A 7,414-nucleotide genomic window follows, 5' to 3' on the forward strand; every position below is an offset into this window, starting at 1 on the left:
TCCTTGACGGTCGCGAGCACGCCGGCACACTTCCGCGCGACGGGCGACAATGCACCCTCACTCACCTTCACATCGTCCCCCAAAACGAGGCAATGTCCACTTGACCACGGGTAGGAAGTCCTCCCCAGCGAAGCTGGGGAGGAGAATGAAAGCTTGCTCGTCAAGCGCCCTTCTCGGGATGACGGAGAAAAATGGCATGGGTGGCAGCCCGCACGGAGTGCGGCGTGAAGCTTGCACGGACTTATCGGCCCGATCATCTTTGCCCGCATGGTGGATTGCATTCGTTTCCGGCTCAACGACCAGCCCGTCGAGCTTGCCCCCCTCGAGCTCTCTGGCGTCTCGCCGATGACGACGCTGCTCGACTGGTTGCGCGACCATCGTGGGCTCAAGGGGACCAAGGAGGGCTGCGCCGAGGGCGATTGCGGCGCCTGTACCGTCGTGCTGGAGAGCGCCGACGGCCGGCGCGAGGCGATGAATGCCTGCATCGCCCTGCTGGGCCAGATCGATGGTCTGGCAGTGCGCACGGTCGAAGGATTGCGTCGCGCCGATGGGACTCCGCATCCGGTTCAGTTGGCAATGGCCGAGGCCGATGCCACGCAATGCGGCTTCTGCACGCCGGGCTTCGTCATGTCGGCCTTCGCCTTCGCGAGCAGCGGCGAGCCGCCCGATCCCGCAATCATCCACGATGCCCTGGCGGGCAATCTCTGTCGCTGCACCGGCTATCGGCCTATCGTGGCGGCGATGACGAAGGTCGCCGGCATGGCAATCGAGCCGCCGACTCCCGGACCGACGCGCGAGGCGTCTGCAACCTTCCAGGGCGTGTTCCACGCACCGCGCTCGCTGGACGAGCTGCTGGCGCTGCGCGCCGCCCATCCCGACGCGCTGCTGCTGGCCGGCGCCACCGATCTCGGCCTGCTCGCCAGCCGCTCGCGCCATCCGCCCAAATCGGTCATTCACCTGGCCCATGTGCCGGAGCTCACGGCGATCGCGGCCGGCAAGGAGCGGCTGACGATCGGTGCTGCCGTGCCTTACGCGCGCGCCATGCCGATCCTGCTCGCCAGCTATCCCGCGCTGGCAACCTACCTGGCGCGTCTCGGGTCCCGGCAAATCCGGACCCTGGGCACGATCGGCGGCAACATCGGCACGGCGTCGCCGATCGGCGACATGCCGCCGGTGCTGATCGCCCTGGAAACCAGGTTGCGCCTCGTCTCCAGGCGCGGCGCGCGCGAGCTGCCGATCGAGGAGTTCTTCCTCGGCTATCGCAAGACGGCGCTGGCCGGCGACGAAGTAATCGAGAGTCTCAGCATGCCCGGGCTATGGCCTCGCGAAGTCTTCTTCTGCGACAAGCTCAGCAAGCGGCGCGACCAGGATATCTCCACCGTCGCCGCCGCCTATCGCCTGCGGTTGGTCGACGGCAGGATCGAGGATGCGCGCGTGGGCTTCGGCGGCATGGCGGCGACGCCGCGGCGCGCCTTGCTGGTCGAGGCGGCACTGTGCGGCCAGCCGGTCGCGCCGGCGACGTTCGAGGCGGCGGCCGCCGCCGTCGCGCGCGAATTCGAGCCGATCGACGATTGGCGCGGTTCGGCATCCTACCGTCGCACTGCGGCCGCCAACCTGCTGCGCCGGCTCTACTGGCGCATCGCCGAGCCGGCACGTCCGGTCGAGGTCGAAGCGCTATGACCGTCCATGCCTCCTTTCGGCACGACAGTGCGCTGAAGCACGTCACCGGCCAGGCAATCTACATCGACGACATGCCGGAGCCGCCCGGCACCCTGCATGCCGCGCTGGTGCTGAGCCCGATCCCCAGCGGCCGCCTGCGCCGCATCGATCTCGCCAAGGCAGCCGCCGCGGCCGGCGTCGTCACCACCATCACGGCCGCGGACATTCCCGGCCACAACAACATCGCCGGCGCCGGCAGGGAGGAGCCCCTGTTCGCGCACGACCGGGTCGAGTTCATCGGCCAGGCGGTGGCCATGGTGGTGGCTGGAACGCTCGACCAGGCGCGCGCGGCCGCCGAGCTGGCCGTGCTCGACATCGAGCCTGGCGAGGCGATCCTCGACATCGAGACGGCGCTCGCCCGGCAGGCCTGGGTGCAGGCGCCGTCGATGATCCTGCGCGGCGACCCTGACGCGGCGATGAAGAGCGCGCCGCATCGTCTCAGCGCCGCGCTGAGCGTCGGCGGCCAGGAGCATTTCTATCTCGAGGGTCAGATCGCCTTCGTCCTGCCGGGCGAGGATGGCGATCTCGTCGTCCATTCCTCGACCCAGCACCCGACCGAGGTCCAGCATGTCTGCGCCGAGCTGCTGGGCTGCGATTTCAATCGCGTGACCATCGTCGTGCGGCGGTTGGGCGGCGGGTTCGGCGGCAAGGAGAGCAATGCCTCGGCGATCGCCGGCGCGGCCGCGTTGGCCGCGGCCAAGACAGGCCGTCCGGTCAAGCTGCGCCTGCCGCGCGAGACCGACATGATCGCGACGGGCAAACGCCACGGGTTCCAGTACCGTTATACGGTGGGCTTCGACGGCGAGGGTCGCGTGCTGGCGCTCGACGCCGTGCTGGCGGCCGATGCCGGCTGGAGCCTCGACATGACGCCCGGCGTGATCGCACGCGCGCTCACCCACGTCGACAACGCCTACTGGCTGCCGCATGTCCGCGCCGTCGGCTACGCCTGTCGCACCAACCTGCAATCCAACACCGCGTTCCGCGGTTTCGGCGGACCTCAGGGCGTGGTAGTGATGGAAGATGCGCTGGACCGCATCGCCCGCCATCTCGGCCGCGATCCCTGGGACGTCCGCGCCCTCAATTTCTATCGCGACGGCCAGGACGAGACGCCGTACGGCCAGAAGGTCGAGGAGAACCACCTGGCACGCTGCTGGGCCGAGGTGAAGCAGGGCGGCACGCTCGAGCGCCGGCGGGCGGAGATCGATGCCTTCAACCGCACCAGCCCGATCCTGAAGCGCGGGCTCGGCGTGTTCCCGCTGAAGTTCGGCATCTCCTTCAACCTGCCGCACCTGAACCAGGCCGGCGCGCTGGTGCATGTCTATACCGACGGCTCGATCCGTCTGAACCATGGCGGCACCGAGATGGGGCAGGGCCTGTTCATCAAGGTGGCGCAGGTCGTGGCCGAGGTGTTCAAGGTCGGCATCGACCGCATCCGGCCGAGCGCCACCTCGACCGCCGAGGTGCCCAACACCTCGCCGACCGCGGCCTCGACGGGCTCCGATCTCAACGGCTGGGCGGCCTGGGAGGCCGCCAACACCATCAAGCAGCGCATGATCGCGTTCGCTGCCGAGCATTTCGCCTCGGCGCCCGATGACATCGCGTTTGCCGACGGCACCGTGCGCATCGCGAAGCCAGGCAGCAACCAGGTGCTGAGCTTCGGCGAAATGGCAAAGCTTTGCTACCAGGGCCGCGTCTCGCTGTCGTCCACCGGCTTCTACAAGACGCCGAAAGTTCACTGGGACGGCGCGGCCATGCGCGGCCGGCCATTCTTCTATTTCTCGTTCGGCGCGGCGGCGGCCGAGGTGGTGATCGACACCCTGACCGGCGAGAACCGCGTGCTGCGTGCCGACCTGGTGCAGGATTGCGGCGCCTCGCTCAATCCGGCGATCGATCTCGGCCAGATCGAGGGCGCCTTCGTGCAGGGGCAGGGCTGGCTCACCTGCGAGGAACTGTGGTGGGACAAGCAGGGCCGCCTGCGCACGGTCGGGCCGTCGACCTACAAGATCCCCGGCAGCCGCGACGCGCCGCCGGTCTTCAATGTCAAGCTGCTCGACAATGCGCCGTCGCGCGAAGCGACGATCTTCCGCTCCAAGGCGGTCGGCGAGCCGCCCCTGCTGCTCGCCACGGCGGTGTGGACCGCACTCAAGTACGCCATCGAGGCGGTCGGCGATCACAAGACCGCAGTGCGGCTCGATGCGCCAGCGACCCCCGAGCGCGTGCTCGCGGCAGTCGCTACACTGCGAAACTAGACATCCGGACAGTTCGAGGGAGGAGATCGTGGAAGTACGCATGGACGGCCGCGTGGCCGTGATTACCGGCGCCAGCACCGGCCTGGGCCTGGCGATGGCGAAGGAATTTGCCGCTTCGGGCGCCTCGGTGGCGCTGCTCGCGCGCAAGGCCGACGTGCTCGCGGCCGCCAAGAAGGAGGTGACGGCGGCGGCCGGCAAGACCAACGCCAAGATCGAGGTCTATTCCTGCGACGTCTCGCAGGCCAAGCCGATCGCCGACACCTGGAGCAAGATCGCGAATGACTTCGGCAAGGTCGACATCGTGGTCAACAATGCCGGCATCAGCCACGCCAAGCCGTTCGACACGGTGACCGACGAGGATTGGCAGGGCGACCTCGACCTGAAGCTGTTCGCCGCCATCCGCCTGCTGCGCCTGGCGCTGCCCGGCATGCGCGAGCGCAAGTGGGGCCGCGTCGTCAACGTGCTCAACATCGGCGCCAAGGCGCCCAACGCCGATTCGACGCCGACCAGCGTCAGCCGTGCCGCCGGCCTCGCGCTCACCAAGGCGCTGAGCAAGGAGAACGCCCAGCACAACGTGCTGGTGAACGCCATGCTGGTCGGCCTGATCGAGAGCGACCAGTGGCAGCGCCGCCACAAGGCGGCGGGTGGCGGCAAGTCCTACCAGGAGTTCCTCGACGGCATGGCCAAGGGGCGCATCCCGATCGGCCGCATGGGCAAGGCCGAGGAATTCGCCCGCATGGCCTGCTTCCTGTGCTCCGACGCCGGCTCCTTCATCACCGGCGTCGCCATCAACGTCGATGGCGGGGCCAGCCCGGTGGTGTAGCGCCAGCAACGGCGTGACTGGCATGCAGCCGCGTGAACGGTTGGCTAGCCCGGCTATCCGCGTTAGAGATTGCAGAGGGTCGCCCGCATGCCGCGCCGTAACTCCGCCCAGCTCAACATCCGCTCCGCCTTTGCGTGCGTGCGCGTGCGGGAGATTGCGCGGCGCACGGGCATGAGTGCTACGGAGATCGTCGAGGACGCACTACGCGGCTACGTCCCGATGGTCGAGCCCGAGGCAGTCGGCAATCTCGTCCGCCGCGGACCTTTGTTGGTTCTTCCGATCGGCAACCGGCGCAAGGTCAGGCTTGCCGAGGCCAATGCCGCACTCGACGCAACCCGCGACCGCCGGTCATGACTGTTCCGGCGGCACTGCTCGACAGCAATGTCGTCATCGCAAGCGTTGCAGAGGCGCACGAGCATCACGAAGCCTCTTTCGCCTTGTTCGCCGCGTGATCCGGCAGGTTTTGCCATTGCCGCCCACAGTTTCGCCGAGGCCTATGCCACGCTGACCAAGGGCGAGTATGCACCGTTTCAGTACACTGCAGACGACGCCCGAGCCGCTCTTGATGGTTTGCGTGCCATCGTCGGCCTGGCTGGTCTGACGCCGGCGCAAACATTCGATACGATACGTCATTACGCTGCTGGCGGCGGGATCGATTCTCGCCTCTACGACGCCCTGATCGGACAAGTCGCGGGTGTCCATGGAATACCAGCGATCGTGACTTGGAATACCAAGCATATGGCAAGACTGTTTCCGGGCGTGGATGTCGTCACGCCGCCACGATACTTGAGGGCGCGTGCGCCGTAGTCGTCGTCAGGGGCAGATGCTGCACTCGAAAGAGGAGCTTCATCGCGTCCGTGTCAGAATCCGTGGCGGTGATTTCTCGTCCAATTGCGGCGAAGCGGGCTTGTCCAACACCAAGACTCGTCGCGATCGGCAAATGCCTCTATCATTCCCGCGCCCGTGTATCGGGCGGCATGATGGCCTGCATCTGAGGTACCGGAGACTGCAAGAGGCCGATGGCCGCGTGCGACCGGCCAGGCCGCAAAACACAATGAAAGGCCGAAGCGAAATGCGAATCCCGATTGTCCTGCTGTCGATCTTCACTCTCGGCCTCACGCTCGTGCCCGCCAGTGCGCAGGTCGTCTACTGCACGTCGCCTGGCGTACCGGCCAACTGTGTCGTCAGGCCCGGCGTCGGTGCGCCCGGCGTCGGCGTTGCTCCGGGCGTCGGTGTCGGCGCGCCGGGCGTGGGTGTCGCACCGCGCGCTGGAGTCGGCGCACCGGGTGTCGGCGTAGCGCCGGGCGCCGGTGCTGGCGCGCCAGGCGCGGGCGTCGCACCGAACGTCGGCAATCGTGGAGGCCCGGTGGATCGGGCGGGTCGGCGCTAGTCCCTTTCCCGGAACTCAGGCTGGCGGTACGGCCTGGCAACGGCGCAGGACCGGCGCGACGTCGGACCGTGGATTGCCATCGCGACCTGCGACGTTGTCGAGATGACCAACCGCCTGTTGCCCGGGATCACGCTTGTTCGCCTGCCCCGCCGGCGGGCGAGACGTTGAAGCGTCGCCTGAGATCCTCGAGATCCTGCTCGACCCAGTCCCAGACGTTCCAGTCGGTGGCGAAAAGGTCGAGCGTCATGTCGCGCCCGCGCGCCCAAGCGTGCCAGAACTCGTCCGGATCGAAGCCGCCGTGTGCCGGCGTCGCAACGTCGTTGAACTTCACGCCGAGATGGCCATTGAAGATCACCGGCAGGATGTGGCCCGCCATCGGATTGATCGGATGCATGCCGGCGGTGAAGGTGGAGACCAGGATCTCGCCGCGGTAGCTGGTGTCGTAGCCCGAGATGACATGCGTTGCATCGTGCGGCGTGGCGAAAATCGCATTGAGCGCCGTCGGCTCACCCGGAAATGCGTAGCCGTTGGTCTTGTCGAAGGCCCAGAGGGCCTTGCCGAACGTGTTGTCGGGCAGTTCGCCCAGCGCCTCGTAGCGGGCGGCCAGCTCGGGCTGCGCGTTGGCGTCGCCATAGGGCAGTATCCAGGCACCCGGAGCCGGCCGGTCGCCCCACGGGCCGCTGACGACGCTCTCGGCGTTGCGCATGGTCATGTCGGCGATCACCCAGGACATGTGGCCGGAGGCCGCCTCGACCATCTGGGTGAGGTAGTTCTCCTCGACATCGAGGGCGCAGGCATAGGCCAGGACGCGGTGGAGCTTGCCGGCGTCGAGAACGCCGTCGACCAAGGCCATGACGGCCAGATATTTCACCGCATCTCCCGCCAAGTCGTGATCCGCCCTGATCGCGGCCACGAGATCGACCGGCTCCACGGCCGGCAGGGCGCCGAGGTCCGTGACATCGTGCCGACGCAGCAGGTAGCGGGCTGCCGCCATGATGCTCGCCGTATCGGCATGGGTGAGCGGCCGCCCGTTCGCCAGCGCCACTTGCCGCATGGCCCCCAGAATGGCATCGCTTTGACGACGACCGACCTGGCGCATCCCTTGCTTCCCCCTCCGCCGTCGGCAATGGCGTACGTGAGGATGCAGCGGCGGTCCTTCCTTCGGCAAGCCCAAGGGTTCGTGGGCCGCCGCCACTCGAGCGCACTCGCCACGTGTCCTAGCGGTACATGGAT

At 67.7% G+C, this 7,414-nt stretch carries 7 protein-coding genes; 6 read left to right on the plus strand and 1 reads right to left on the minus strand.

The features are described 5' to 3' along the window. Nucleotides 1-231 precede the first annotated feature (231 nt). From xdhA to AB7O82_RS17325, 6 genes are all read left to right on the plus strand, one after another. Complete coding sequence (gene xdhA / locus AB7O82_RS17300; protein ID WP_428619852.1) at nucleotides 232-1,680, plus strand: xanthine dehydrogenase small subunit; 1,449 nt, start codon at nucleotides 232-234, stop codon at nucleotides 1,678-1,680. Beyond that, nucleotides 1,677-3,968: a xanthine dehydrogenase molybdopterin binding subunit gene (xdhB, locus tag AB7O82_RS17305; RefSeq protein ID WP_428543177.1), complete on the plus strand. Its 2,292-nt coding sequence runs from the start codon at nucleotides 1,677-1,679 to the stop codon at nucleotides 3,966-3,968. Before xdhA ends, xdhB begins: the two co-directional genes overlap by 4 nt. A 28-nt stretch (nucleotides 3,969-3,996) precedes the next feature. Continuing rightward, complete coding sequence (locus tag AB7O82_RS17310) at nucleotides 3,997-4,791, plus strand: SDR family oxidoreductase (RefSeq protein ID WP_428543175.1); 795 nt, start codon at nucleotides 3,997-3,999, stop codon at nucleotides 4,789-4,791. Between the two features lie 87 nt (nucleotides 4,792-4,878). Next, nucleotides 4,879-5,145 (plus strand): hypothetical protein, encoded by a 267-nt coding sequence (locus AB7O82_RS17315; protein WP_428543173.1) that lies wholly within the window; start codon nucleotides 4,879-4,881, stop codon nucleotides 5,143-5,145. 27 nt (nucleotides 5,146-5,172) lie between these two features. Next, nucleotides 5,173-5,598: a type II toxin-antitoxin system VapC family toxin gene (locus AB7O82_RS17320; RefSeq protein WP_428543171.1), complete on the plus strand. Its 426-nt coding sequence runs from the start codon at nucleotides 5,173-5,175 to the stop codon at nucleotides 5,596-5,598. 265 nt (nucleotides 5,599-5,863) lie between these two features. Then, nucleotides 5,864-6,181, plus strand: coding sequence for a hypothetical protein (locus AB7O82_RS17325; protein WP_428543169.1), 318 nt, complete (start codon nucleotides 5,864-5,866; stop codon nucleotides 6,179-6,181). 127 nt (nucleotides 6,182-6,308) lie between these two features. On the opposite strand, the gene AB7O82_RS17330 is transcribed toward AB7O82_RS17325, so the two are convergent. Next, the gene (locus tag AB7O82_RS17330; protein WP_428543167.1) at nucleotides 6,309-7,280 is read right to left on the minus strand and encodes a hypothetical protein; all 972 of its coding nucleotides are present in this window, start codon (nucleotides 7,278-7,280) and stop codon (nucleotides 6,309-6,311) included. Nucleotides 7,281-7,414: the final 134 nt, after the last annotated feature.

It is taken from the genome of Reyranella sp. (assembly GCF_050185545.1).
Classification (GTDB): domain Bacteria; phylum Pseudomonadota; class Alphaproteobacteria; order Reyranellales; family Reyranellaceae; genus Reyranella.